This window comes from Paraburkholderia sp. BR10882 (assembly GCF_040948855.1).
In the GTDB taxonomy this organism is placed as follows: Bacteria; Pseudomonadota; Gammaproteobacteria; order Burkholderiales; family Burkholderiaceae; genus Paraburkholderia; species Paraburkholderia nodosa_A.
Genome location: NZ_JBFPKP010000004.1, coordinates 437,325 through 460,867 on the forward strand (window position 1 = coordinate 437,325; position 23,543 = coordinate 460,867).

The following is a 23,543-nucleotide window of genomic DNA, read 5'->3' on the forward strand; positions in this document are numbered from 1 at the left end:
ACCTGAAGAGAGCGATGCCAATCGGCTAACGCCAGACGAGCGCCATTGAGGCGTATGCTTGCGATCAAACGACGGCATTCAACCCCGATGGAGACACGCATGGCGGCACTTCAAATCGACGATCTCCCGGCCGCGATCCGGCAGGCCAAGCGGATGTTGCGCGCGCAACTGCCGAACTATCGCGAAGTGTTCGAGGAGGTCGCGCAGGCCATAGGCGAAGAAGCGCGGCACATCGCCCGGCTGCGCGAGGCGGGCGAGGGTGTGATTCCGGAGATCGCGTTCGCCGACATTCAGGCGCAGCGCGTGAGCCGCGAGGCGATCGCGCTCGTGAAGGCGCGCGGCGCCTGTGTGATCCGCCGCGTGTTCGCGCCGGAGCAGGCCACGCGCTGGGACGCCGAAATTGCCGAGTACGTGGCGCGCAACGACCTAGATGCCCGTGCCGCCGAACGCGCGGCCCAGCGCAATGCCCTCCCGCCGCAGGCGAGCCGCCCGTTGATCTATGGCCTCTACTGGTCGCGGCCGCAGGTGCAGGCGCGCGAGTCCGCCGAACTGACGGCCGCGCGCGTCTTCCTCAACCGCCTGTGGCGTCACGAGAGCGAAGGGCGCGTGCATTTCGATCCCGATGTCGTGCCAGTCTACGCCGACCGTCTGCGGCGCCGGCCGCCCGGAACGGCTGCGCCCGGCCTCGCCGCGCATTGTGACGGCGGTGCGGTCGAGCGCTGGGTCGACGAGAATTTCCGCCAGGTCTATCGCCATGTGTTCTCGGGCGACTGGCGGCGCTACGACCCGTTCGACGGCGCGTACCGCACGCACGCGAGCGAGATTCCCTCGCGCATCGCCTCTTCGATGTTCCGCACCTTCCAGGGCTGGACCGCGCTTACGCCGCAGGGCCCCGGCGACGGCACGCTGCAGATCGTGCCCATCGCCAACGCCATGGCGTACGTCCTCTTGCGCGCGCTGCAGGACGACGTGGCCGAGGACGACTTGTGCGGCGCCCAGCCGGGCCGTGGGCTGCCGATCAGCGCCGAGTGGCATGCGCCGCTGATCGACGCACTGATTTCGATTCCTCAGATGCAGCCCGGCGACACCGTGTTCTGGCACTGCGATGTGATTCACTCCGTGGAAGACGAGCACCGCGGCACCGGCTACAGCAATGTGATGTACATTCCGGCCACGCCGGGTTGCGCGAAGAACGATGCTTATTTGCAGCGCCAGTTGCCGAGCTTTCTCGAAGGCCGCAGCCCGCCCGACTTCCCCCCCGAGCATATCGAAGCCGACCTGGCGGATCGGGCGGGCGTGGCGGATCTCACGCCGCTCGGCCGCACCCAGCTCGGCTTGGCCGGCGTGGCTTAACATGGGCACATGACCCGCGCGTGTCGGCGCATCGATTCGCGCGCTTGCCTGTCAAAGCACGCGTGTGGCATGCTGTGCGCCGATCAACCGGCCATGACGACCATGGATTTCGCTTCGTCCGTCGCAACGTATGGCGCCGACCTGTCGGGCCTCATTTGCGGTTTTCGCTTCACGCCGGGCCAGCCTGGGCAGCCCGTCTCGTGCGACGACGTCCTTGAGGCGTTGCGGCACACGCACGAAAGCGGCGAGCCGCAGGCCGCGCGCGACGACACGTTTTACTGGCTGCACTTCAATCTCGCCCACGCCGCGGCGCAACCGTGGATGCGCGCGCATCTCGACCTGCCCGACGCCTTCTTCGAGATGCTCGTGGAAGGCTCGCACTCCACGCGTATCGAACACGTGGACAACGGGCTGTTCGCCGTGGTCAACGACGTGATGTTCGATTTCGAACTCACGCCCTCGCAGATCGCGACGCTCTGGTCGTACACGCACGAGCGCATTCTCGTCACGGCGCGCCTGAAGCCGCTGCGCTCCATCGACCGTCTGCGCGGCTATGTGCGCAACGGCGAGACGTTCCGTTCGCCGGCCGAGCTGCTGATCCACCTGATGCGCGACCAGGCGGACCTCATGGTGGAGATCGTGCGCCGCACGAGTGTCGACGTCGATCGCGCCGAGGACCAGTTTCTCGCCTCGCGCCGCTCTGCGAGCCGCCATGAACTCGCGGCCATGCGGCGCATTCTGGTGCGCCTGCAACGCATGCTCGCGCCGGAGCCGGGCTCGATTTTCCGTCTGCTCGCGCGCCCGCCGCGCTGGCTCCAGACACCGGACATGCAGGACCTGCGCGAGGCGACCGAGGAGTTCTCGCTCGTGCTGGGCGACATGGCCGGACTCGTCGAGCGCATCAAGCTCTTGCAGGAAGAAATTGCCGCGCGTCTCGAAGAGCAGAACAACCGCACGCTTTTCACGCTCACGCTCGTCACCGTGCTCGCTCTGCCGATCAACATCGTCGCGGGTTTTTTCGGCATGAACGTGGGTGGCATTCCGCTCGCGGAAAACCGCCACGGCTTCTGGCTCATGGTGGTGCTCGTCGCGACCTTCACGGCGCTGCTGGGATGGTGGGTGTTCCGCCGGCGCGGCGACACCTGAGGCTTGCGGGGTCGCCGCCGATCTCGAAGGCGCCCAAAGCGTCGCGCGGCGCATTCAGCAGCGCGTGAGCGCCGAAGCTGCGCTCACGCGCAGCGACTTCGCGCGCTAGCGCGCGCAAAAGGGCGGCCGCAACCGCATCGAATGCGCATGACGGGCGTTCACGTTAGCTGACGTTTGCTTGCGCGGGGCACCGCGCGCGCCCGCTGCTGGCGCGTTGGTGTATGTTGGCGTCATACCGTAGCCGCTCCCATGACGGCCCTGGTGCGGAGGACGCCTTGCCCGAAGTCTCGCCCAACCCCGGCGCGGTCCGCTCGCGAGTCTCGCGTTTGCTCGTGCTGCTGGACGTGGCGCTGATTCCGATCCTGCTGTGCGTCGCGCTCGGGCGTTACGAGGCCGAACGCATTGCGCAGCGCGAGGCGAGCCTCGCTTCTGCGTTTATCGTCGGGCAGGTGGTGTCGATCGTCGAGACGGCGCAGAGTGCGGCGCGCACGTTCGCGCCGCGTGCGAACGAAGCGTGCGATACGCTCTCGCCGGATCTCACGCGCAAGGCCGCCGCCGTGCCCTATGTGCGCACGCTCGACATCCTTTACGAAGGCCGCATCGACTGCTCGTCCGCGTACTCGCAACAGGCGGTCCCCGATGGCGGCTGGCTCAATGGCAGCGCGCAGGCCTCGCAGGACGAGTGGCTCCTGATCGTCGACGACACGCCGATGGTGCGCAACCGCCCGTCGCTGCTGGTGGGCGTCGCGGGCGAAGCGGGGCGCGCGGTCGTGGCCGTGGTGGACGTGCAGTACCTGCTGGACCTGCTGCATGGCGCGGCCCCGCTCACGGTGTTTCGACAGGCCGAGTTGAGGGTGGGCGAGGGCGCCGTGCTGCGCGAAGCCATGGCGCTCGTGAACGTGCGTGGCGCACCGTTGCTGGTCGATGTGCAAAAGCGCATGTCGGGCGCCACAATCGATCTGAAGATCTATGGGCGGCCCGAGCGCATTCTGGAGAACTGGCGTGCCCTGTTGCTGCGCTACATGCCGTGGGCGGCTGCCTTCTCGGCGTGGCTCGTCTGGCTCGTGCGCCGCTTGCAGCAAAGCGGGCAGTCGCGCCGCGAACAACTGCTGCGAGCCATACGCGCGAACGAATTCCATGTCGAATATCAGCCGCTCTACGGCGTCGAAACGGGGCGCTGCGAGGGCGTGGAGGCCTTGCTGCGCTGGGTGCGGCCAGGCACGGGCGCGATCCGTCCGGACGAGTTCATTCAGGTAGCCGAAGAAGAGCACGTGATCGTGCCGCTCACGCAGCATCTGCTGAAGCTCATCGAGCGCGACGTCGCCACATGGGAGGTCGCGCCGGGCTTTCACCTCGGTGTCAACTTCGCGCCCGAGCATCTGTCGGGCGTACAGCTCGTGAGCGACGTGCAGGCGCTGCGCACGGCCGTGGCGCCGCACGGCGCGACGATCACGCTGGAGATCACCGAGCGTACGCTGGTGCGCAATACCGAGCAGGCGCGCAGCAATCTGGTGACCTTGCGGCGCGAGGGCGTGAGGGTCGCCATCGACGACTTCGGCATGGGATATTGCTCGCTCTCCTATCTCGAGAAATTTCCATTCGATATCCTGAAGATCGATCGCGGCTTCGTGCTCACCATCGATGCGCAAGGCAGCAAGGCGGCCGTGCTCGACGCCATTATCGATCTCGCGCATAGCCTTGGCGCGCGGCTCGTGGCCGAGGGGGTGGAAACGCAGGTGCAGCGCGACTATCTATGTGCGCGCGGCGTCACGTATATCCAGGGCTTTTTCTACGCGAGGCCCATGCCGTCGGAGGCGTTCGTGCGCTGGTATCGCGCGAACGGGGCGCATATGTCGCCCAATCCGCACATGACGGCCGGCACGTAGGGCGCCCGCGTATTCCTGCCGGCGTGATTTGCTTAGCGCGAAACATCGGTTCTGCGAACGCGTGCGGCCCGGTAGCATCAACGCTTCGAGGGCTGTGCCGTGTGGGTGCATGCCCCATGCCAACACGGAAGCGCTGAAGATGACTCGCCCCACGTCGCCCAGACCTTATACCCGCCGCCACTTCCTCGCCACGCTGGGCGCGACGCTCGCCGGCGCGGCGCTGCCCGCCACTGCGTTCGCGAAATATCAGCCCGACCAGTTCCGCATCGGCTACCAGAAGGCCGCGAGCACGCTCGTGCTGCTCAAGGCCAACGGCACGCTCGAAACGCGCCTCGCGCCGCTCGGCATCAAGGTATCGTGGACCGAATTCCCGGCCGGCCCGCAATTGCTCGAAGGCTTGAACGTGGGCGCGATCGACTTCGGCTATGTGGGCGAGGCGCCGCCGGTGTTTGCCCAGGCCGCGGGCGCGGACTTCGTCTACACGGCGTATGAGTTGCCCACGCCGCACGCGGAAGGTGTGGTGGTGGCGAAAAACTCGCCGATCCGTGACGTGGCGGGACTGAAGGGCAGGAAGATCGGCCTGAATCGCGGCTCGGACGTGCACTGGTTTCTCGTCGCGCTGCTGCAAAAGCAGGGTCTTTCCATTGGCGACGTGCAGCCTGTGTATCTGGCGCCCGCCGACGCGCGCGCGGCGCTGCAAAGCGGCGCCATCGATGCGTGGGCGATCTGGGACCCGTTCCTCGCGGCTGTCGAATCGCAGGACGGCGCACGCCTGCTTGCCGACGCCAGCGGCGTGGCGAGCCATCATCAGTTCTTCCTGAGCCAGCGCGAATTCGCGCAAAACCGCAAGGACGCGCTGGCGATCGCGCTGGACGAACTCGGCAAGACGGGGCAATGGGTGCGCGCCAACACGGCGGCAGCGGCCGCGAAACTCTCACCGATCCAGGGCCTCGATGCGGCGACGATCCAGACCGGCCTCACGCACTACGCGCATGAATATCGGCCCATCGACGCCGCCGTGATCGCGCAGCAGCAGAAGATCGCGGACACGTTCTACGACCTGAAAATCATTCCGCGCCGCGTGGTGACGAAGGACGCCGTGCTTGCTTGACTGCATGAGCACGGGCCATCCCGTGCTCATGCAACGCCAGGGCTTAGTGCTGCGACGACCAGCCCTTGTAGCTGCCCACGTTGTCGCGCGTGACGAGTTGCGGCGTCATTTCGATCATCGGGTTGGCGGGCTTCTTGCCGTTCATGATGTCGTAGCCCACCTGCACGGCCGTTTGCGCCATCTTCCACGGGTCCTGGCTCGCCGAGGCCTGCACCAGCGTATCGGTCTTGAGCGCCGTTTCGATATCGGGCGCGCCGTCCACCGACGTGATCACGATGTTGGTGCGATGCAGCTGCTTCGCGGCAAGGTCGCTGCCAATGGCCTGCGGGTCGTTGATGGCGAACACGCCGGCAATCTTCGGGAAGCGCGTGAGGTAGCCCTGCATCACGTTCATGCCACCTTCACGCGAGCCCTTGGCGTCCTGGTCGTCGGAGAGGATCTTGATGCCGGGCGTCTTCGCGAGCACCTGCTTGCAGCCGTTCACGCGGTCGATCACGGCCGAGACCTGCGGCCCGTTCTGGATGATCACGTTGCCGGTGTTGTTGATCTTTTTTGCGAGGTATTCGCACGAGATCTCGCCGGCCTTCACGTTGTCGGTCTGCACGGTGGCGTCGGCGCCCGCGGCGGCCACGTCCACGGCCATCACCACGATACCGGCCGCCTGCGCCTTCTTCACCGCCGGCAAGATCGCCTTCGGATCGGTCGCGTTCAGGAGGATCATGTCCACGTGCGCCGAAATGAAGTTGTCGATCTGCGTGAACTGCTTGTTGAGGTCGTAGTCGGCGGAAACGGCCGTGACCTTGGCATTCGGGTTGATCTGTTTGGCCTTCGCTTCCGCACCCTGCACGATCGTCACGAAGTACGGGTTGCCGAGCGAACCCACGGTAATGCCAATCGACTTGAGCTGCTTGTCGGCGGCATGCGCGCCTTGCAGTGCGAAACCGAACGTGAGGGCGGCAGCGGCGAGAACGACTTTTTTCTTGAACATGAGGTTGTCTCCTGAGGGGTCCTGTTTGGGTGCTTTCCGGGCGAGCGCAGCAGGACCGCCTGCGCTCGCGCCTGTTTCTGGCTGATGCTGTATCGAATGTTCGCTTAGGTACGGGCCGAGCCGCGCTGGCGGTAGCGGTCGAGCGCCACGGCGCCGACGATCACGAGACCCTTGATGATGTACTGCCAGATGTCCGAGACGCCGAGCAGCACGAGGCCATTGGTCAGGACGGCGATGATGAGCGCGCCGATCAGCGTGCCGATGATCGAGCCCACGCCGCCCACGAAGCTCGTGCCGCCCAGAATCACCGCGGCGATCGCGTCGAGTTCGTAGGACTGGCCCAGTTGCAGGCCGTTGGCTGCGTAGAGACGGGCCGCCGACATCACCGCGCCGAGACCCGCGAGCAGGCCCGACACGGCATAGACGAACATCTCGATGCCCCACACCTTGATGCCCGAGAGGCGCGCCGCTTCCGGGTTGCCGCCCACCGAGTAGATGCGCAGGCCGAGCACGGTACGGCGCAGCACGAACCACGAGCCGGCCACCACCACGAGCGCGATGATCACGAGCCAGGGCACGCCGAGCACCGTGCCGTTGCCGATGAAGGCGAACGACAACTGCGGGTTGAAGATCGTGGTGTCGTGACCCATGAGGCGCGCGATGCCGCGCACCGCCGTGAGCGAGCCGAGCGTGACGATGAACGGCGGCAGGCGCAGCAGCGCGATGAGCGCGCCGTTGATGAGGCCGAAGCCGAGGCCCACCGCGAGCGCCATGGGCACGCCGACCCAGCCCCAGCCCGCGAAGTTCGAGCCGATCATGGCGGCCATCGCGGCAGCGGCCAGTACCGAGCCCACCGAGAGGTCGATGCCGCCCGTGAGAATCACGAAGGTCATACCGGCGGCGAGCACGATGTTGATCGACGCCTGCTGCGTGACGATCGAAAGATTCTCCAGCGTGAAGAAGCCATCGGTGAGCAGACCGAAGCCGATGCACAGCAGCACCAGCACCGGCAGCATGCCGGCGGTGCGCACGAGCGACTTCATGCGCTGGCGATGACCGTCGACCGCGACGCTGCGTGCGGGTTGAGCGCCTTGCGCGGGCTGTGTGGGCGAGGCCGCGACACCGTGCCGGGGAAGAATGCTTTTCATGTCGTACTCCTGAGGGACGTTTCTTGCGTATGCGGTGAAGGTCAAGCGGCTTCGTCGAGCGGGTGCTGCGAGCCGGTGGCGAGTTCGATGATCGCTTCCTGGCTGATGGGTTTGCCGGAGTAGCCGCCAAGCTCGCCGGCGAACACGCCTTCGCGCATGACGAGCACGCGGTCGGCCACGCCGATGATCTCGGGCAGCTCGCTCGAAATCACGATGATGCCCACGCCGGTCTTGGCGAGGTCGTTGATGATGCGGTAGATCTCGGATTTTGCGCCGATATCGACGCCGCGCGTGGGCTCGTCGAGAATCAGCACGCGCGGCTTCGTTTCCAGCAGGCGCGAAAGCAGCACCTTCTGCTGGTTGCCGCCCGAGAGCGCGCCCACGTTCACGCGCGCGTTCGGCACGCGAATGGAGAGCGAGCGGATGGCTTCCTTCGCGCGCTCGCCGCCGCGCGCGAGGTCGAGCACGCCCATGCGCGCGTCGCGCCCGGCCACGGCGACGTTGATGTTGTCGCGCACGCTCATGTCGAGAAAGAGGCCCTGATGCTTGCGGTCTTCGGTCAGGTAGACGAGGCCCGCGTTGATCGCGTCGCGCGGCGTGTGCACGTTGAGCGTCTGGCCGTCGATGGCGATCTGGCCGCGCAAGCGCGGTTCCGCGCCGAAGATGAGGCGCGCAAGCTCGGTGCGGCCCGCGCCCACGAGGCCAGCAATGCCGAGCACTTCGCCCGCGTGCAGGTCGAGACTGCAGCCGCGCACGCGCTTGTCGTCGGCCACGTCGCGCACGGTGAGCACGACCTTGCCCGGATCGTACGGTGCGTGCGCCTTTTTGTAGAAGCCCGAAATATCGCGGCCCACCATCATGCTCACGAGGCTTTCCGCGTTGAGCGCGTCGCGCATGAGCGTGCCCACGTAGCTGCCGTCGCGCAGCACGGAAACGCGGTCCGACAGCTCGTACACCTCGGCCATGCGGTGGCTGATGTAGATGATCGCCAGTCCTTCGTCGCGCAGTTGGTTGATGAGCTTGAAAAGGCGTTCCGTTTCGCGCGAGGAAAGCGGCGTGGTGGGCTCGTCCATCACGATGATGCGCGCGTCGCTGTGGACTGCGCGTGCGATTTCCACCAGCTGCCGTTCGGCGATGGAAAGCGAGCCGACCAGCGTGGTGGGTCCGAAGCTCGCGCCGAGGCGCTTGAGCACGTCTTCGCAGCCGCGCTCCATGGCGCGCCGGTCGACCGTGCCGAAGCGGCGGCCGCCCTTGCGCAGTTCGCGGCCCGCATGAATGTTCTCGGCAACCGAGAGATTGGGCGCGAGGCTCAGCTCCTGATAGATCACGGCCACGCCCAGCGCGCGCGACGCATGCGGCCCGTCGATCACGACCGGCTTGCCTTCGATGAGGATCTCGCCGCCGGGGTCGGCCTGGTAGGCGCCCGAGAGGATCTTCATCAGCGTGGACTTGCCCGCGCCGTTCTCGCCCATCAGCGAATGGACCTCGCTGGGGTAGACGGTGAGGCGCACGTTGTCGAGTGCGCGCACGCCGGGGAAGGTCTTGGTGATGCCCCGCATTTCCAGCAGCGGCGGCGTGGACTCAGAGGGCGACATGGCTCTCCTCCTGCGCTTGAGCGTAAGTTTGTGCGCCGGCGCCCATGAGGATGCCCGCGCGCGGCGAAAAGTTGAAGAACATGGGGAGCGTGGCCGCGCCGAGCGCCCCCGCATCGGGACCGAAGGTGCCGCGCACCAGGGCGGGCGTGCCGCGCGCCTCCGGCGCGGTGGCGGCGACCGCGAGGCGCAGGCGCTGCATGAGCGTGTCGATGAGGCCCGCGTCCACGTCGGCGTCGAGCACCACGGCGGGCACGTCGAGCACGCAGAATGCCGAGCGCAGCGCGGGGGCGAGCGCATCGATGCAGTCGTCGAGCCACTCCTGCACGCCGGGGTGGCCGCGCGCGATGCACGCTTCCAGATCGGCGCGGCTGTCGATCGTCTCGCCGCAATACTGCAGATGGCGGCGCAGCGCGATGAGCGACGCGCGCGACAGCAGGATGTCCCACTGACCGGGCGGCTTGTGCGCCGAGGGCAGGCGGCTCGGCGGCACGGGCATCACCGCGAAATCGCCCGCGTTGCCGGTGAGGCCACGCACGCAGTCGCCGTCGATGGCGATGCCGCCGCCGATCGCCGGGCCGAGAAACAGGTAGAGGAAGTCGTCGCGCTGGCGCCCGCAGCCGTAGAAGATCTCGGCGATGGCGGCCGCGTTGCCGTCGTTTTCGCTGAACACGGGCAGCGCCGTGGCGCGCGCGAGTTCGCCCGCGAAATCGACATCGTTCCACACGCGGAAGGTGTCCGCCGGCAGGCCCAGTTCGCGCAGCCAGCTGCCGAGGTTGTACGGCTGCGCCACGCCGATGCCGGCGAGGCGACTGCGTTCCTCTGTCGTGAGGTGGCCCAATAGCTCGGCGATGTCGCGTTGCACGATCTCCTGCGCGACCGAGGGTTGCGGCAGCAGCATGTCGCGCGAGCGGCGCTCGATCATGTGGCCCGCGAAATCCACGAGCACGGTTTCGATGTTGGTCCGGTCGAGCCGCACGCCGATGGCGAACGCGCCGCGCGGCGACAGGCGCAGCAGCGAGGCGGGCTGGCCGCGTTGGCCGTCGCGGCGGCCGCTCACCTCGATCAGGCCATTGGCCGTGAGCGAGGTGATGATGGTGCCCACCGCGGTGCTCGTGAGATTCGCGAGACGCGCGAGGTCGGCCTTCGACGCCTCGCCCGCGCGACGCAGCGCCTGCAGCAGCAGGCGTTCGTTGAAGCGGCGGACGTTGGCGGAATTGCTGCCTTGACCGACATGCGGACTTCTCACGTGTCTCCTCCTCTCGATCCGGAGTGGGCGCTTTGGCGCTCGCTCCGGTCCTATGCAAAGCAGGTCGGCCTGGAACTGCGTCGCCGACTAAATAAATCAAGTTGATTTATTTAATGCCAGAAATCGCGGGCTGTCAGCCTGGGGAAATCCCGTGAAGGGGTGAAGGGGCGGGATGAAGAGGCTCCGTACGATGCGAGCCCCGATGCAAAAGCTTAGGAGACTTTTGCCGCGAAGGGGAAGAAGCGGGGAACGAGCAGCAGATGTGCCCGCGCGCGTTCGTATGGCGCGCGGGCTGTAGAGGGAGATGTGAGCATGGGTGTCAGGACTGCGCTTCGCGCGCATCGCGGCAAGCGAACCACCGGCGCGCCGTGCGCGGCGGCTCCGCGCTTTCCGCCACCTCACGCCACCAGCGCTCCCCACGATGCGGCTCGGCCAGATCGAGCCGCTCGCCCATGCGCGGCGTGGAGAGCGTCACGCCGCGCGCCAACGCGAGGCCGGTCACGCGCTCGAACGGGTCCTGCCAGCGATGCATCGCGAGATCGAACGTGCCGTTGTGAATCGGCACGAGCCACTCGCCGCGCAAATCCACGTGCGCCTGCACCGTTTCCTCCGGCTGCATGTGGACGTAGGGCCATTGCGGGTCGTACGCGCCGGTTTCGATGAAGGTCGCGTCGAAGGGGCCAAGCCGCTCGCCGATCGTGCGAAAGCCGTCGAAGTAGCCGGTGTCGCCGCTGAAGAACACGCGCAGGTCGGCGTCGGCGATCACCCACGAAGCCCACAGCGTGCTGTTGCCATCGAACAGGCTGCGTCCCGAGAAGTGCTGCGCAGGCGTGGCGGTGAACTCGACGCCCTCGACATTCGCGCCTTGCCACCAGTCGAACTGACGCACCTTCGCACCGTCGATGCCCCATTCGATCAAGCGGTCGCCCACGCCGAGCGGCGTGAGAAATACGCCCGTCGTGGCGGCGAGCGCGAGCACGGTTTCGCGGTCGAGGTGGTCGTAGTGGTCGTGCGAGAGGATCACGCCGCGTAGTGGCGGCAGGTCGGCAAGCGCGATGGGCGGCGCATGAAAGCGCTTGGGCCCGAGGTTCTGGAACGGCGAGGCGCGCTCGGCGAATACCGGGTCGGTGAGCCAGAAGTGGCCGCGCAGCTTGAAGAGCAGCGTGGAATGGCCGAGCCGGTAGACGCTGCGGTCGGGCGCGGCCTCGAGCTCCTCGCGCGTGAGCGCCTGAACGGGCAGCGCGCCGGCGGGCATGGTGCCGCCCGGCTTGTGGAAGATCATGTTCCACATGATCTTCAGCGTCTTGCCGAGGCCCTCGGCCGGGCGCGGACGCACGTTGCGAAAGCGCTCGCCATCGTGTTGCGGCGAGGTGGACGAGAGCTCGCGGCCGCGTTGTGCGGCGCTCAGGCCCAAGGTACGGCTCAGCGATGCGAAAGGCGAGGTCATGTCGGCGGCTGCCTTTGGAAACAGGAAGTAGACTGCACAGTGTAGTTTATTCTGGCGAAAAGTAAACTGTCTGGTGTAAGATTTGGGAATGGATTGCATCCCCGCCACCCCTCAACGCCTGACCGACCGCAAGCGCGCCGCCATCGTCGCGGCGGCCATCGACGAATTTCTGGCCTCCGGCTTCGACGCCACGAGCATGGACCGTATTGCGGCGCGCGCGAACGTCTCGAAGCGCACGGTCTACAACCATTTCCCGAGCAAGGAGGCGCTGTTCGCGTCGATCCTGTGCCAGCTCTGGGACGCGAGCGCGACCGCCGATGCGCCGGCCTACCGCGCCGGCGAGCCGCTGCGCACGCAGCTCGTCGAGCTGCTGATGCGCAAGCTGCGGCTCCTGAGCGACGAAGCGTTCTTCAAGCTCGCGCGCGTGGCGATCGCGGCGGGCATCCATTCGCCCGAGCGCGCACGCGACATGGTGGCTCGCATCGGCGAGCGCGAAGAGGACCTCACGGTCTGGGTGCGCGCGGCCGCCGCCGATGGCCGCCTGAAAACGACCGATCCGGCATTCGCCTCGCAGCAACTGCACGGCATCGTGAAGGCATTCGCGTTCTGGCCGCAGGTTGCAATGGGCCAGCCTCCGCTCGACGACGCGCAGCAGCGCCAGGTCGCCGAGTCGTCCGCCGATCTTTTCCTCGCGCGCTACGCGTGAGCGCCTCAAAGCGCGCCCGGTCGCGACGCGCAACGGTTCTTCTGGAATAGACTCTTGCCTTTCAGGATCGCAGGCTGACTGAGAGGACACCTTCATGCCATTCATGCTGCTCATCGCCGAGCCGCGCGGCCAGCGCGAGACGCGCGCGCCATCCGAAGGCGAGGCGCTCTACGCGCGCATGGTCGCGTTCGCCGACGAACTCGCCGCCGAGGGCAAGCTGATCGACGCGCACGCGCTCACCTCCGACACCGGCGGCGCACGCGTGCAGGTGCGCGAAGGCCGCGCGAGCATCATCGATGGCCCGTTCGCCGAGGCGAAGGAGATGATCGGCGGCTTTTTCCTTGTCGATTGCGCAACGCGCGACGAGGCACTGGCCATCGCGCAGCGCTGTCCCGCGGCGCAATGGGCGAGCGTCGAAGTGCGCGAAACTGGTCCGTGTTTCCGCTGAAGGGGTGCCTCTCCAGGTAGTTTCCCCAGGCACGCAAAAGATTTCGCTGTCCGTTGTCGATTTCCGTGCGCCCCGCGCGTCGTGTTCATGAGCGCACCCAAGGGTGCCGCTTGCCTCGAACGACCCGAACGCCACATTCAGGAGTAGACAATGCGATTCATGATCATGGTGCGCGCCAACGCGCTGACCGAAGCGGGCGAGCCGCCCGACGACGTCGAAGTATTCGCCGAAATGGCCCGCTATCACGAGGAACTGGCGAAGGCCGGCGTGCTGCTCGACGCCTCGGGCCTGCAGCCCAGCTCGCGCGGCTTCCGCGTGCACTACACGAACGGCAAGCCCACGATCCTCGACGGCCCGTTCGCCGAAACGAAGGAGTTGATCGCCGGCTATACGCTCATCCAGGTCCGCTCGCGCGACGAAGCGCTCGAATGGGCGCGCCGGTTCCCGTCGCCATTCGGCAAGCACACCGAGGGCGAGGTCGAAGTGCGGCAGCTCTATGAACTCGACGAACTTCCGCAGTGCGAGGGCGTCGAGAGTTTTCGCCAGCTGCAGGAACAACGTAAGGCATCCTGAGCATTTGCTCGATCACCGTGAGGCTCCAAACATGCATAAGCACATCTTCGTCAATCTGGGCGTGCGCGACCTCAAGCGCTCGATGGACTTCTTCGGCCAGCTCGGCTTCAAGTTCGATCCGAAATTCACCAACGACCAGGCCGCCTGCATGGTGCTGGGCGAGAACATGTACGCCATGCTGCTCACCCTCGATTTCATGCGCGGCTTCACCGACAAGGCGCTCGTGGACGCCCGCGAAAGCACCGAGGTGCTGACCTGCCTCTCGTGCGTGTCGCGCGAGGAAGTGGACGGACTCGTCGACAAGGCGCTCGCGGCGGGCGGCACCTCGAAGCGCCCGCCGATGGAGTGCGGCACCGACATGTACGGCCGCAGCTTCGAAGACCCCGATGGCCACATCTGGGAACTGATGTACATGTCGCCCGCCGCGATCGAAAAGGGCGCGCACGGCTCGTGACGCAGGCGCGCGACCCTCACGACCCACTCACGGCGACGCGCCGCACGGTCGAGGCCGTGTGGCGCATCGAGTCGGCGAAGGTGATCGCCCACGCCGCGCGCATCGTGCGCGACGTGGGCGTGGCCGAGGAAATCGCGCAGGACGCGTTCGTCGCCGCGCTGGAAAGCTGGCCTGTGAGCGGCATTCCCGAGAACCCCGGAGCGTGGCTCATGACCGCCGCGAAACATCGCGCCCTCGATCGGCTGCGTCGCGCGGCCTCACATGCGCGCGCGCACGAGGCGATGGGCGCGGACCTCGAAGCGCTCGAAGCGCACTTCGCGCCCGACTTCGTGGAGGCGCTCGACGCCGCGCGCGAGGACGAGATCGGCGACGACTTGCTGCGGCTCGTGTTCGTGGCGTGTCATCCGGTGTTGCCGAAGGAGGGACGCGCCGCGCTCACGCTGCGTCTGCTCGGCGGCCTCACTACGGCTGAGATCGCGCGCGCGTTCCTCGTGCCGGAGGCAACCGTCGCGCAGCGCATCGTGCGGGCCAAGCGCACGCTCGCGGCGGCGAAAGTTCCGTTCGAAGTGCCGCGCCTCGCCGACCTCGAGCCGCGGCTTGCTTCGGTATTCGAAGTGATTTATCTGATCTTCAACGAAGGCTATACGGCCACGGCGGGCCCGGACTGGACGCGCCCTGCGCTGTGCGAAGAAGCCCTGCGGCTAGGCCGCATGCTGGCGGAACTCGTTCCGCTCGAGGGCGAGGCTCACGGCCTCGTTGCCTTGATGGAACTGCAGGCTTCACGCTTGCCCGCGCGCGTGGACCGGGCAGGGCGCGCCGTGCTGCTCGCCGACCAGGACCGCAGCCGCTGGGACGCGCTATTGATCCGGCGCGGGCTTGCCGCGATCGCGCGCGGTGCGGCCTGCGCGGGTGCGCCTGGGCCATACGCGCTGCAGGCGGCGCTCGCGGCTTGCCATGCGCGCGCGCCGAGCGCGGCGCAGACCGACTGGGCGCAGATCGTCTCGATCTACGACGCGCTGCTCGAACTCGACGCCTCGCCCGTCGTGCGTCTGAATCGCGCCGTGGCGGTGGGTATGGCGCGAGGGCCGCAAGCGGCGCTCGATCTCGTCGATGCGCTGTGTGCGGAACCCTCGCTGCGTCACTATCCGTGGCTGCCGGCCGCACGCGGCGATCTGCTCGAAAAGCTGGCGCGCCATGCCGAAGCGCGAGCGGAATTCGAGCGCGCGGCCGCGCTCACGCAGAACGCGCGCGACCGCGAAGTGCTGCTGGCGCGGGCGCAATCGAGCGCGCCAAGGACCTGAGGATGTCATTTCCGGAAGGGTCACGCTTGCGCTTCTGAAATATCGGGGCACAACGCTTGCTACCTGTGCGCGCGGACCCACTCTCTTTGCGCGGCCGGCGCGCAGGCTTCCGATGATTTCAAAAGCGACGATTCTGGCGGTTTCGTGTTCGGCCTTGCTGGGCACGGCGTGTGTGCATCTCGGCCCGACGCGTCTGCGCGCCGACCAGGTCGATTACGCAAGAGCACTCGGCGATGCAAATAAACGCGGAATACTCGCGGCCGTGATCGGTTTGCGTTACGGCGACGCGCCCGCCTTTCTCACGGTGAGTTCGATCATCGCCGCGTATCAATTCGATTCGACGGCGGGCGTCACGGGCAATATCGGCTCAGGCGCGCAGCCGGACTATGCGCTTGCGACCGGTAATATCTCCTGGTCGAATCGCCCGACTTTCACGTTCACGCCAACTACGGGCGAAGCGTTCGCTTCGGCGTACATCCGGCCGCTCGCGCCGGAACTCATGATGCCGCTCGCCGAAGGCGGCATGCCGGTCGATCTGCTGCTGCGTATCGGCGCCCAATCGATCGGCGGGCTGCAGAACGGCAGCGCGCTAGGCGGGGAGGGCAGCGCGGGCTCGGCGGGTTTCTTCCAGTTGCTCCAGGCGCTGCGGCGCCTGCAACTGGCGGGCGAGCTGAACGTGGAGTCGCGCAGCGAGAACGGCAAGAACACGGTGTTCCTCGCACTTGGCGCGACGAACAGCGCGCAGTCGCCGCAAGTTTCGGCGGACCTGGCGCGCGTGCGTGAACTGCTCCATCTTGCGGCGGACACGCGCACGTACGAGATCGTCTATGGACCCTCCGCGCAGGGCGGCAATCGCATTCCCATGGTGACGCGCTCGGTACTCGGCATCCTCACGAATATCGGCGCGCAGGTGCAGGTGCCGGACGCCCAGGTGCAGAGCGGCGCGACGAAACCGACCGTCGGGCTGATTGGGGGCGAAACGCGGCCGATCATCATCGTGCACCAGGGGCCGAAGGCGCCCGCGGACGCTTATGTCGCGATCGACTACGACGGCACGGCTTATTGGGTCGAGCGCGCCGACTTCGACTCGAAATATGCGTTCACGGTCCTGCAGAACCTCATGGCGCTCGCGGAAGCCGAGACGAGCAGCAAGGCGCCGGTCGTGACGATTCCCGCGAACTAGGCTTGAGCTGGCTCGCTACGCGAAGCGCTTGCGCGCGAACATCGCAAGGTCGATGCGGCTTTCGCCTTGCGTGATCCGCTCCGCTAGCGCCTCGCCGATCGCGCTGGCGAACTTGAAACCATGTCCGGAAAAGCCGGTCGCGATGTGCACGTTCGGGCAGGTGGGCACGCGGTCGATGATGAAATGTTCGTCCGGCGTCATGTCGTATTCGCAGGCCCGGCCCACGCGCAGCTTGCCCGCGCCCGGTAAGTAGCGTTCCAGGAAGGCTTGCAGATCGCCGAGATCGCTCGGCTCGGCGCCGAATGGCGCGAGCGGCGCGTCCGCCGCGATGGGCTCGCCGGTGTCGTGGCGGCCCAGCTTCAGGCCGCTGCCGTCGAGATCGGGAAACCCGTAATAGCCGCCCACTTCCGAGGCGACGAAAAAGCCTGGGAAGCGCTCCGGCGCAAAGAGGCCTGGCTCGCCTTCGAACCACGCGAAACTCTTGCGCACGCGCGTGACCGGAATCTCGAGGCCCAGCGGCGCGAGCAGATCGCGAGTCGATTTGCCGGCGCACACGATCAGGTCGCGCGCGGTGAACTTTTCGTTCCTGTCGGTCCAGACGTTGACACTCTCGCGCCCATGACACTCGATGCGCGTGACGCGCGTATTCGTGCCCAGTGTTGCGCCGAGCGCGGTCGCGAGCTGCCGGTAAGTGCTGATCGCGCGCTCGCAATAGAGCACGCCCGCGCCGGGTTCGAAGTTCGCGATCTGCTCTGGGCGCAGTCGCCACGCGGGCCAGCGTTTGCCGGCCGTGGCGGCATCGAGCGTTTCCAGCGGGATGCCGTGGCTGGCGGCGCTCGCCTGCACCTCGCGCATGAACGCTTCGTCGGGCGAGCCGATATTGACGACGCCCGTGCGCACGAAAAGGGCAGTCTGCGTTTGCTGCTCGAGGTCTTCCCAAAGCTGCTGGGCGCGCAAGGCGAGCGGCACGTAGGCGGCGCCTTCGCCATAGGCGTGGCGAATGAGGCGCGTCGCTCCGTGATGCGCACCCTGATCGTGCGGTGGATCGCCGGCGTCGAGCAGCAGCACCTTGTTGCCGAGGCGGCTCAGATAATAGCCGGCCGCCATGCCGATCGAACCTGCACCGACGATCAGCGTGTCGAAATGTCGATGACTTGCGTTTGTATCCTGCATGTAGTGCCCCGTGCGCGCCGCGGCGCGCGAACGTGTGTGCGCGTGGCTCCGCTGAACCGGACGGGCGCGCCGTAAAGGGCATTCATTGTCGGCGCTTCGCCCGCACCTGTCGAGCGAGGTCTGACACGCAGGGTCAGGCCCGGGCGCGCCGTTTGCGCGGCCCCGTGGACATGCGCGTGACGAGCTCGGGCGGCGGCCCGAGCACCATGGGCGGCTGCTGGTCCGGTTCGTCGATCAGCCGGATCAGGCTGCGGATCGACAGCTCGGCCACGGCCTCGGTCTGGATCGCGACGGTGGTGAGCGCGGGGCGCATTTGATGGGCGAGCTGAATGTCGGTGATGCCGATCACGGACACATCGTCGGGCACGGCGCGGCCCATGCTGACCAGCGCCTGAATCGCACCGATCGCGAGCAGGTCGTTGGTCGCGAAGATCGCGCTCACGCGCGGGTGCTGCGCGAGCAATTGCTGGCAGGCCGCGTAGCCGGAGTCGATCGAGTCGCGCACCTGCATCTGCGCCACGTTCGCCGGATTCACGTCGCCTTCGCGCAAGGCCGTTCGGAATCCTTCCGAACGGGCATCCTGCAGGCCGCCGCAGCCGTCGCCGATCAGCATGGCAATATTTCGGTGTCCCAACTCAAGTAGATGGTGAGCCGCGAGCGCGCCCGCGCGCGCGAAGTCCACGGCCACGCACGGCAGCACGGGCGGATTCTCGGGGTGCTCCCACATCGCCAGCAGAATGGGGCCGTTGTGCATGGCCGAGATGCACAGTTCGTTCATGGCGATGTCGGTGTTCATCACGAGCACGCCGTCCGCGAAGGTGCCCGCGATCTGGTTCAGGTAGGCGCGGCCGATTTGCGCGTCGTCGTCGGTGTTGCAGACCATCAGGAAGTGGCCCGCCTTGCGCGCGGCGCGTTCCGCCGCGAGCACGAACTCGGGGTAGAACGGGTTGGAGATGTTCGAGAGCATGAGCGCGAGCGTGGACGAGCGCCCCTGCGCGAGCGCGCGCGCATTGAGGTTGGGCCGGTAGCCCAGTTCGGCGATGGCCTGCAGCACGCGCTCGGCCGTCTCGGGACGAACCTTCTCGCGATTGCGCAGCACATTCGAAACGGTAGCCGCCGTGACGCGTGCGCGCCGCGCGACTTCTGACAAGGTGACCATGTCGGACCTTTCCCACATTCAGGGAAGATGATTCAGATGTTGCAATGCTGCGGCCGGGTTTGCTACTTTTCTCCCACAACATCAACGGAGACAACGAATGCGCGCTTATGCCGGATTCGAATTTAAGCGGTTAAATGCCCGCTGCGCAAGGGCTGTGGGAAGTTTTCTGCATAAAAATTTAAGCGCTTAAATTTCGAGGCGAGAACATGGCGACGATACAGCTCTCGGGCGTCGGCAAGCGCTACGGCGATCATCCGCCGGTGGTGCGGCATGTCGATCTCGACATCGGGCATCACGAGTTTTGCGTGTTCCTCGGGCCTTCCGGATGCGGCAAGTCCACGCTGCTGCGCATGATCGCGGGCCTCGAGGAATTGAGCGAAGGCGAACTGCGCATCGGTTCGCGCGTGGTGACGGACGTGCCCGCCGCCGAACGCGGCGTGGCGATGGTGTTCCAGAGCTACGCGCTCTTTCCGCACATGACGGTGTTCGACAACATCGCGTTCGGCCTGAAGATCGCCAAGGTGCCGAAAGCCGAGATCGAGCGGCGCGTGCGCGACGCCGCGCGCAGCCTGCAACTAGAGGCGCTGCTCGACCGGCATCCCAAGGCGCTATCGGGCGGACAGCGCCAGCGCGTCGCCATCGGCCGCGCCATCGTGCGCGAGCCGGGCGTGTTCCTGTTCGACGAGCCGCTCTCCAATCTCGACGCCGCGTTGCGCAGCCATACGCGCATCGAGATCGCGCGCCTGCACCAGCGCTTCACGGATGCGAGCGTCGTGTATGTCACGCACGACCAGGTCGAGGCGATGACGCTCGCCGACCGCATCGTGCTGCTGCACGCGGGCGCCGACATGGAGCGCCACGGCAGCGTGGCGCAAAGCGGCGCGCCGCTCGATCTCTATCACCACCCGAAGTCGCGCTTCGTGGCCGGGTTCATCGGCTCGCCGCGCATGAACTTCATCGACGCGAGTGTCGACTCGGTGGATGAAGAGGGCGTGCGCGTCACGCTCGAAGGCGGGCAGACGCTGCTCGCCTGCGTGGACGGACGCGCATTGAAGCGCGGTCAGCCGGTCACGCTGGGCGTGCGGCCCGAACATCTGCGGCTGACTGGCGACGATCAATCGATTGCGTGCTCAACGGTGCTCGCCGAGCGCCTGGGCGAACATAGCTATCTGCATGCGGATCATGCGGCCGGCACACTGGTCGCCAAAGCGCCGGGCGATTCGCTCATCGGTGTGGGCGAACGCATCCGCGTGCATGTGCCGCCGCAGGCGTGCCATCTGTTCGACGCCGAAGGCACAGCGTTGCGCCGGCTCGCGGCAGCGCATGCGCCGGCGCTGGCCTGATTTCGTTATACCCCGCCGGTAGAGCGGGTCACCAGGTCTGGCGGCGCGGGTGCCGTCAGTCGACAAAGGCAGTCCAACAGCATGTTGGATGGATCGACACAGGAGACAACAGATGTTTTCCAATCGCTTGAAAGCGTTCGGTTCGCTGGCCCGCGGCTCGGCCGCCGTTGCGATCGTGGCGGCGACGGCGTTCACGAGCATGGCCGCCGACGCCGGGACGCTGACCGTCAACGTCTCGGCGCGCGCCAACCAGCGCTCGACATGGCAAGATGCCTTCGACCAGTTCAAGAAAGCCAATCCCGACGTCGACCTCAAGGTGTCCTATATAACCGAGGAAGCCTACAAGGTGCAGATGGGCGGCTGGCTCGCGACCGATCCGCCCGATGTGGTGTCGTGGCACGACGGCGAGCGCATGGCCTATTACGCCGAGCGCGGCCTGCTGGAAGACCTCTCCCCGGACTGGGCCAAAAACGGCTGGAACGACCAGTACGCATCGGTGAAGAGTGCGTCCACATGGAACGGCAAGCAGTATGCCGCGCCGCTGGGATATGACGCCTATGGCTTCTTCTACCGCAAGGACCTGTTCGCCAAGGCCGGGATCAAATCCGAGCCGAAGACCTTCGACGAATTGCTGGAAAGCTGCAAGAAGCTCAACGCCATCGGCGTGCAGCCCATTGCCGTGGCCGCGCGCGACAGCTGGACGCTCGCCGCGTGGTTCGACTATCTGGACCTGCGCATCAACGGCAACGAGTTCCACCAGAAGCTGATGGCCGGTCAGATTCCCTATACCGACCCGCGCGTGAAGAAGGTCTACACGACGTGGAAGACCCTGATGGACAACCATTGCTTCATGGAAAACGCGCTTTCCTACGACGTGGATTCGATCGCGCCGGTGCTCGTCAACGGCAAGGCGGCGATGATGCTGATGGGCACGTTCTTCTCGGCGAGCTTCCCGGAGAACATGAAACAGAACGTGGGCTTCTTCCGCTTCCCGGTCATCGACGCCAACGTGCCGACGGCCGAAGACGGTCCCGTGAACGTACTGCTCATTCCTGCAAAGGCCAAGAACAAGGCCGATGCGCGCCGTCTGCTCGCCTTCATGGAAACGCCCGCGATCAACGCCGAACTCGCGCACGGCTGGGGCCAGCTGCCTTCGAACAACAAGGCAGCCGAGCCTGACGATCCCATCTCCAAGGTGGGCTTCCAGACGCTCGCGAGCACGCGCGGCGGCATTGCGCAGTTCTACGACCGCGACATGCAGAAGGAAATGGCCGACGAAGGCATGAAGGCCATGCAGCAGTTCTACAGCGACCCGTCGCAGCTCGATACGCTGCTCGCGCGCCTCGAAACGACGCGCCAGCGCATCTACCACAAGTAAAGCCGCGGTGCGGCCGGCGCATTGCGCCGCCGGCCGTACCTTCTTCGATCACCGGCGAGACTTCACCATGTCCGATACCTTGGCGCGCCCCATTGGGGCGGCGCGGCCGCGTCGCGTCTCTACTGTGCGGCGGCAACAGAATCGCGCCGCGCTGTTTTTCCTGCTGCCGGGCTGCGCGCTCTTTGCGCTGTGCGTGGTCTACCCGATCTTCAGCAGCATCACGCTCAGCTTCTATAACTGGGACGGGATGACCGCGAAAACGTTTGTCGGGCTCGCGAACTACGTCGAACTGTTCCAGACCGACACGTTCTATACCGCGCTCAAGAACAATCTGCTGTGGCTTGTGTTCTTCCTGCTCGCGCCGCCGCTCGGTCTCGTGTTCGCGCTCTATCTGAACCAGCACGTGCGCGGCATACGCGCGGTGAAGTCGCTGTTCTTCGCGCCGTTCGTGCTCTCGGGCGTGGTGGTCGGTCTCGTGTTCTCGTGGTTCTACGATCCGACCTTCGGTCTGCTCAAGATGATCGTCGGCCATGGCATACCCGTATTGGGCGACCCGAAGCTCGTGACGTTCGGCATTATCTTCGCCGCACTCTGGCCGCAAACACCGTTCTGCATGATCCTGTATCTCACGGGCCTCACGGGCATCAACCCCGAGATCGTGGAAGCCGCGCGCATGGAAGGGGCGAAGGGCTGGCGGCTCTTCTGGCACGTGGTGCTCCCGCAGCTGCGCCCTGCCACGTTCATGGCCATCGTGCTCACGGTGATCGGCGCGCTGCGCAGCTTCGACCTGATCGCCGTGATGAGCGGCGGCGGCCCGTTCGACAGCTCCACGGTGCTCGCGTACTTCATGTACGACCAGGCGATCAAATACTACCGCGAAGGCTATTCGGCGGCGATTGCCGTCGTGCTGTTCGCCATCATGCTCGTTTATATCGTGTTCCATTTGCGCCGCATGCTGCGCGAAGAACGCTGACTTACCTGTCGATTTTTCGTCGCTGTTCACGGAGTCGCTGCCCATGTATCCGCTTCCCCTCGATCGCTGGAAACCCGCGAATCGCGCGCTCTACAAGATCTCGTTGCCCATTGCGCTCGTCATCTGGCTGCTGCCCATGCTCGCCGTGCTCATTACCTCGATCCGGTCTACCGAGGAACTGCAGCAGGGCGACTACTGGGGCTGGCCGAAGCACTTCGCGCTGCTGGAAAACTACGGGGCGGCGCTCACGCAAACACCGATGCTCCATTACTTCGCGAACAGCGTGCTGATCACGGTGCCTTCGGTGATCGGTGCCATTACGCTGGCTTCGATGGCGGGCTTCGCGCTATCCACGTATCGCTTTCGCGGCAACACGGCGGTATTGTTCGCCTTCGTCGCCGGGAACTTCGTGCCGATCCAGATCCTCATGATCCCGGTGCGCGACATGGCGCTGCGCGTAGGGCTCTACAACACCGTGTGGGCGCTCATCATCTTTCACGTGTCGTTTCAGACCGGATTCTGCACGCTGTTCCTGCGCAATTTCATCAAGCAACTGCCGTTCGAACTGATCGAGGCCGCGCGCGTGGAAGGCGCGAGCGAATGGGCCATTTACTGGCGCATCGTCATGCCGCTCGTGCGGCCGGCGCTCGCCGCGCTCGGCATTCTCGTCTTCACGTTCGTCTGGAACGACTACTTCTGGGCGCTGTGTCTCACCCAGGGCGACGACGCCGCGCCGATCACGGTGGGCGTAGCCGCGCTCAAGGGGCAGTGGACCACGGCGTGGAACCTCGTGGCGGCGGGCTCGGTGCTTGCGGCGCTGCCTTCGGTGCTGATGTTCTTCGCCATGCAGAAACACTTTGTCGCGGGGCTTACCTTCGGCGCGAGCAAGGGCTGAGAGAGCCCGGCCGCAGCCGAAGGCCCTTTTTTATTTC

The 23,543-nt window shown here is 66.2% G+C and carries 21 protein-coding genes; 14 read left to right on the forward strand and 7 right to left on the reverse strand.

From position 1 onward, the window contains the following. The first annotated feature begins 99 nt into the window (after positions 1-99). The 4 genes from AB3X99_RS14325 (at position 100) to AB3X99_RS14340 (ending at position 5,496) form a co-directional block, all read left to right on the forward strand. Entirely contained in the window at positions 100-1,353 is a 1,254-nt protein-coding gene (locus AB3X99_RS14325) for a DUF1479 domain-containing protein (RefSeq protein WP_368617280.1), read from the forward strand. 102 nt (positions 1,354-1,455) lie between these two features. After that, positions 1,456-2,499 carry a transporter gene (locus AB3X99_RS14330; RefSeq protein ID WP_069269082.1) on the forward strand — a complete coding sequence of 348 codons (1,044 nt, stop codon included), beginning with the start codon at positions 1,456-1,458 and terminating at the stop codon, positions 2,497-2,499. A gap of 275 nt (positions 2,500-2,774) precedes the next feature. Continuing rightward, positions 2,775-4,385, forward strand: coding sequence for an EAL domain-containing protein (locus AB3X99_RS14335; RefSeq protein ID WP_368617281.1), 1,611 nt, complete (start codon positions 2,775-2,777; stop codon positions 4,383-4,385). A gap of 139 nt (positions 4,386-4,524) precedes the next feature. Further along, a complete protein-coding gene (locus AB3X99_RS14340; protein WP_342947459.1) occupies positions 4,525-5,496 on the forward strand; it encodes a sulfonate ABC transporter substrate-binding protein in 972 nt (323 codons plus the stop codon). Between the two features lie 43 nt (positions 5,497-5,539). On the opposite strand, the gene AB3X99_RS14345 is transcribed toward AB3X99_RS14340, so the two are convergent. From AB3X99_RS14345 to AB3X99_RS14365, 5 genes are all read right to left on the reverse strand, one after another. Further along, positions 5,540-6,484, reverse strand: coding sequence for an ABC transporter substrate-binding protein (locus AB3X99_RS14345; protein WP_069269054.1), 945 nt, complete (start codon positions 6,482-6,484; stop codon positions 5,540-5,542). 104 nt (positions 6,485-6,588) lie between these two features. Continuing rightward, positions 6,589-7,632 (reverse strand): hypothetical protein, encoded by a 1,044-nt coding sequence (locus AB3X99_RS14350; protein ID WP_069269055.1) that lies wholly within the window; start codon positions 7,630-7,632, stop codon positions 6,589-6,591. A 41-nt stretch (positions 7,633-7,673) separates the two neighbouring features. Next, positions 7,674-9,227: a sugar ABC transporter ATP-binding protein gene (locus tag AB3X99_RS14355; RefSeq protein WP_368617282.1), complete on the reverse strand. Its 1,554-nt coding sequence runs from the start codon at positions 9,225-9,227 to the stop codon at positions 7,674-7,676. Next, positions 9,214-10,473, reverse strand: a complete 1,260-nt coding sequence (locus tag AB3X99_RS14360; RefSeq protein ID WP_069269057.1) for an ROK family transcriptional regulator — start codon at positions 10,471-10,473, stop codon at positions 9,214-9,216. The genes AB3X99_RS14355 and AB3X99_RS14360 overlap by 14 nt, the downstream gene beginning before the upstream one ends. Before the next feature lie 319 nt (positions 10,474-10,792). Further along, complete coding sequence (locus AB3X99_RS14365) at positions 10,793-11,920, reverse strand: MBL fold metallo-hydrolase (protein ID WP_368617283.1); 1,128 nt, start codon at positions 11,918-11,920, stop codon at positions 10,793-10,795. An 88-nt stretch (positions 11,921-12,008) separates the two neighbouring features. On the opposite strand from AB3X99_RS14365, the gene AB3X99_RS14370 reads away from it, so the two are divergent. The 6 genes from AB3X99_RS14370 (at position 12,009) to AB3X99_RS14395 (ending at position 16,585) form a co-directional block, all read left to right on the forward strand. Further along, positions 12,009-12,626 (forward strand): TetR/AcrR family transcriptional regulator, encoded by a 618-nt coding sequence (locus AB3X99_RS14370; RefSeq protein WP_342947463.1) that lies wholly within the window; start codon positions 12,009-12,011, stop codon positions 12,624-12,626. A gap of 94 nt (positions 12,627-12,720) precedes the next feature. Then, complete coding sequence (locus tag AB3X99_RS14375; protein ID WP_069269060.1) at positions 12,721-13,074, forward strand: YciI family protein; 354 nt, start codon at positions 12,721-12,723, stop codon at positions 13,072-13,074. A 150-nt stretch (positions 13,075-13,224) separates the two neighbouring features. Beyond that, on the forward strand, positions 13,225-13,647 hold the full coding sequence (locus AB3X99_RS14380; RefSeq protein WP_069269061.1) for a YciI family protein: 423 nt from the start codon (positions 13,225-13,227) through the stop codon (positions 13,645-13,647). 31 nt (positions 13,648-13,678) lie between these two features. Next, positions 13,679-14,101 (forward strand): VOC family protein, encoded by a 423-nt coding sequence (locus AB3X99_RS14385; protein ID WP_069269062.1) that lies wholly within the window; start codon positions 13,679-13,681, stop codon positions 14,099-14,101. Continuing rightward, positions 14,098-15,402: an RNA polymerase sigma factor gene (locus AB3X99_RS14390; RefSeq protein WP_368617284.1), complete on the forward strand. Its 1,305-nt coding sequence runs from the start codon at positions 14,098-14,100 to the stop codon at positions 15,400-15,402. The genes AB3X99_RS14385 and AB3X99_RS14390 overlap by 4 nt, the downstream gene beginning before the upstream one ends. A gap of 112 nt (positions 15,403-15,514) precedes the next feature. Next, positions 15,515-16,585, forward strand: a complete 1,071-nt coding sequence (locus AB3X99_RS14395) for a hypothetical protein (RefSeq protein WP_368617285.1) — start codon at positions 15,515-15,517, stop codon at positions 16,583-16,585. 15 nt (positions 16,586-16,600) lie between these two features. On the opposite strand, the gene solA is transcribed toward AB3X99_RS14395, so the two are convergent. Further along, positions 16,601-17,758, reverse strand: a complete 1,158-nt coding sequence (solA, locus tag AB3X99_RS14400; protein WP_368617286.1) for an N-methyl-L-tryptophan oxidase — start codon at positions 17,756-17,758, stop codon at positions 16,601-16,603. A gap of 133 nt (positions 17,759-17,891) precedes the next feature. Beyond that, positions 17,892-18,917 (reverse strand): LacI family DNA-binding transcriptional regulator, encoded by a 1,026-nt coding sequence (locus AB3X99_RS14405; protein WP_368617287.1) that lies wholly within the window; start codon positions 18,915-18,917, stop codon positions 17,892-17,894. Between the two features lie 206 nt (positions 18,918-19,123). On the opposite strand from AB3X99_RS14405, the gene AB3X99_RS14410 reads away from it, so the two are divergent. The 4 genes from AB3X99_RS14410 to AB3X99_RS14425 all read left to right on the forward strand — a co-directional run bounded on the left by AB3X99_RS14410 (position 19,124) and on the right by AB3X99_RS14425 (position 23,506). Continuing rightward, the gene (locus AB3X99_RS14410) at positions 19,124-20,260 is read left to right on the forward strand and encodes an ABC transporter ATP-binding protein (RefSeq protein ID WP_368617288.1); all 1,137 of its coding nucleotides are present in this window, start codon (positions 19,124-19,126) and stop codon (positions 20,258-20,260) included. 112 nt (positions 20,261-20,372) lie between these two features. After that, positions 20,373-21,638 carry an ABC transporter substrate-binding protein gene (locus tag AB3X99_RS14415; RefSeq protein ID WP_069269068.1) on the forward strand — a complete coding sequence of 422 codons (1,266 nt, stop codon included), beginning with the start codon at positions 20,373-20,375 and terminating at the stop codon, positions 21,636-21,638. Between the two features lie 67 nt (positions 21,639-21,705). Continuing rightward, positions 21,706-22,611 carry a carbohydrate ABC transporter permease gene (locus AB3X99_RS14420; RefSeq protein ID WP_069269069.1) on the forward strand — a complete coding sequence of 302 codons (906 nt, stop codon included), beginning with the start codon at positions 21,706-21,708 and terminating at the stop codon, positions 22,609-22,611. Positions 22,612-22,654: 43 nt separating this feature from the next. After that, positions 22,655-23,506, forward strand: coding sequence for a carbohydrate ABC transporter permease (locus tag AB3X99_RS14425; protein WP_368617289.1), 852 nt, complete (start codon positions 22,655-22,657; stop codon positions 23,504-23,506). The last annotated feature ends 37 nt before the right edge of the window (positions 23,507-23,543 follow it).

What these genes read in the sequence shown, in the direction of transcription:
- AB3X99_RS14410 (WP_368617288.1), top strand. Translation starts at nt 19,124, where the DNA reads ATGGCGACGATACAGCTCTCGGGCGTCGGCAAGCGCTACGGCGATCAT.
- AB3X99_RS14325 (WP_368617280.1), top strand. Translation starts at nt 100, where the DNA reads ATGGCGGCACTTCAAATCGACGATCTCCCGGCCGCGATCCGGCAGGCC.
- AB3X99_RS14415 (WP_069269068.1), top strand. Translation starts at nt 20,373, where the DNA reads ATGTTTTCCAATCGCTTGAAAGCGTTCGGTTCGCTGGCCCGCGGCTCG.
- AB3X99_RS14405 (WP_368617287.1), bottom strand. Translation starts at nt 18,917, where the DNA reads ATGGTCACCTTGTCAGAAGTCGCGCGGCGCGCACGCGTCACGGCGGCT.
- AB3X99_RS14340 (WP_342947459.1), top strand. Translation starts at nt 4,525, where the DNA reads ATGACTCGCCCCACGTCGCCCAGACCTTATACCCGCCGCCACTTCCTC.
- AB3X99_RS14395 (WP_368617285.1), top strand. Translation starts at nt 15,515, where the DNA reads ATGATTTCAAAAGCGACGATTCTGGCGGTTTCGTGTTCGGCCTTGCTG.
- solA (WP_368617286.1), bottom strand. Translation starts at nt 17,758, where the DNA reads ATGCAGGATACAAACGCAAGTCATCGACATTTCGACACGCTGATCGTC.
- AB3X99_RS14370 (WP_342947463.1), top strand. Translation starts at nt 12,009, where the DNA reads ATGGATTGCATCCCCGCCACCCCTCAACGCCTGACCGACCGCAAGCGC.
- AB3X99_RS14375 (WP_069269060.1), top strand. Translation starts at nt 12,721, where the DNA reads ATGCCATTCATGCTGCTCATCGCCGAGCCGCGCGGCCAGCGCGAGACG.
- AB3X99_RS14425 (WP_368617289.1), top strand. Translation starts at nt 22,655, where the DNA reads ATGTATCCGCTTCCCCTCGATCGCTGGAAACCCGCGAATCGCGCGCTC.
- AB3X99_RS14355 (WP_368617282.1), bottom strand. Translation starts at nt 9,227, where the DNA reads ATGTCGCCCTCTGAGTCCACGCCGCCGCTGCTGGAAATGCGGGGCATC.
- AB3X99_RS14365 (WP_368617283.1), bottom strand. Translation starts at nt 11,920, where the DNA reads ATGACCTCGCCTTTCGCATCGCTGAGCCGTACCTTGGGCCTGAGCGCC.
- AB3X99_RS14420 (WP_069269069.1), top strand. Translation starts at nt 21,706, where the DNA reads ATGTCCGATACCTTGGCGCGCCCCATTGGGGCGGCGCGGCCGCGTCGC.
- AB3X99_RS14380 (WP_069269061.1), top strand. Translation starts at nt 13,225, where the DNA reads ATGCGATTCATGATCATGGTGCGCGCCAACGCGCTGACCGAAGCGGGC.
- AB3X99_RS14345 (WP_069269054.1), bottom strand. Translation starts at nt 6,484, where the DNA reads ATGTTCAAGAAAAAAGTCGTTCTCGCCGCTGCCGCCCTCACGTTCGGT.
- AB3X99_RS14330 (WP_069269082.1), top strand. Translation starts at nt 1,456, where the DNA reads ATGGATTTCGCTTCGTCCGTCGCAACGTATGGCGCCGACCTGTCGGGC.
- AB3X99_RS14385 (WP_069269062.1), top strand. Translation starts at nt 13,679, where the DNA reads ATGCATAAGCACATCTTCGTCAATCTGGGCGTGCGCGACCTCAAGCGC.
- AB3X99_RS14350 (WP_069269055.1), bottom strand. Translation starts at nt 7,632, where the DNA reads ATGAAAAGCATTCTTCCCCGGCACGGTGTCGCGGCCTCGCCCACACAG.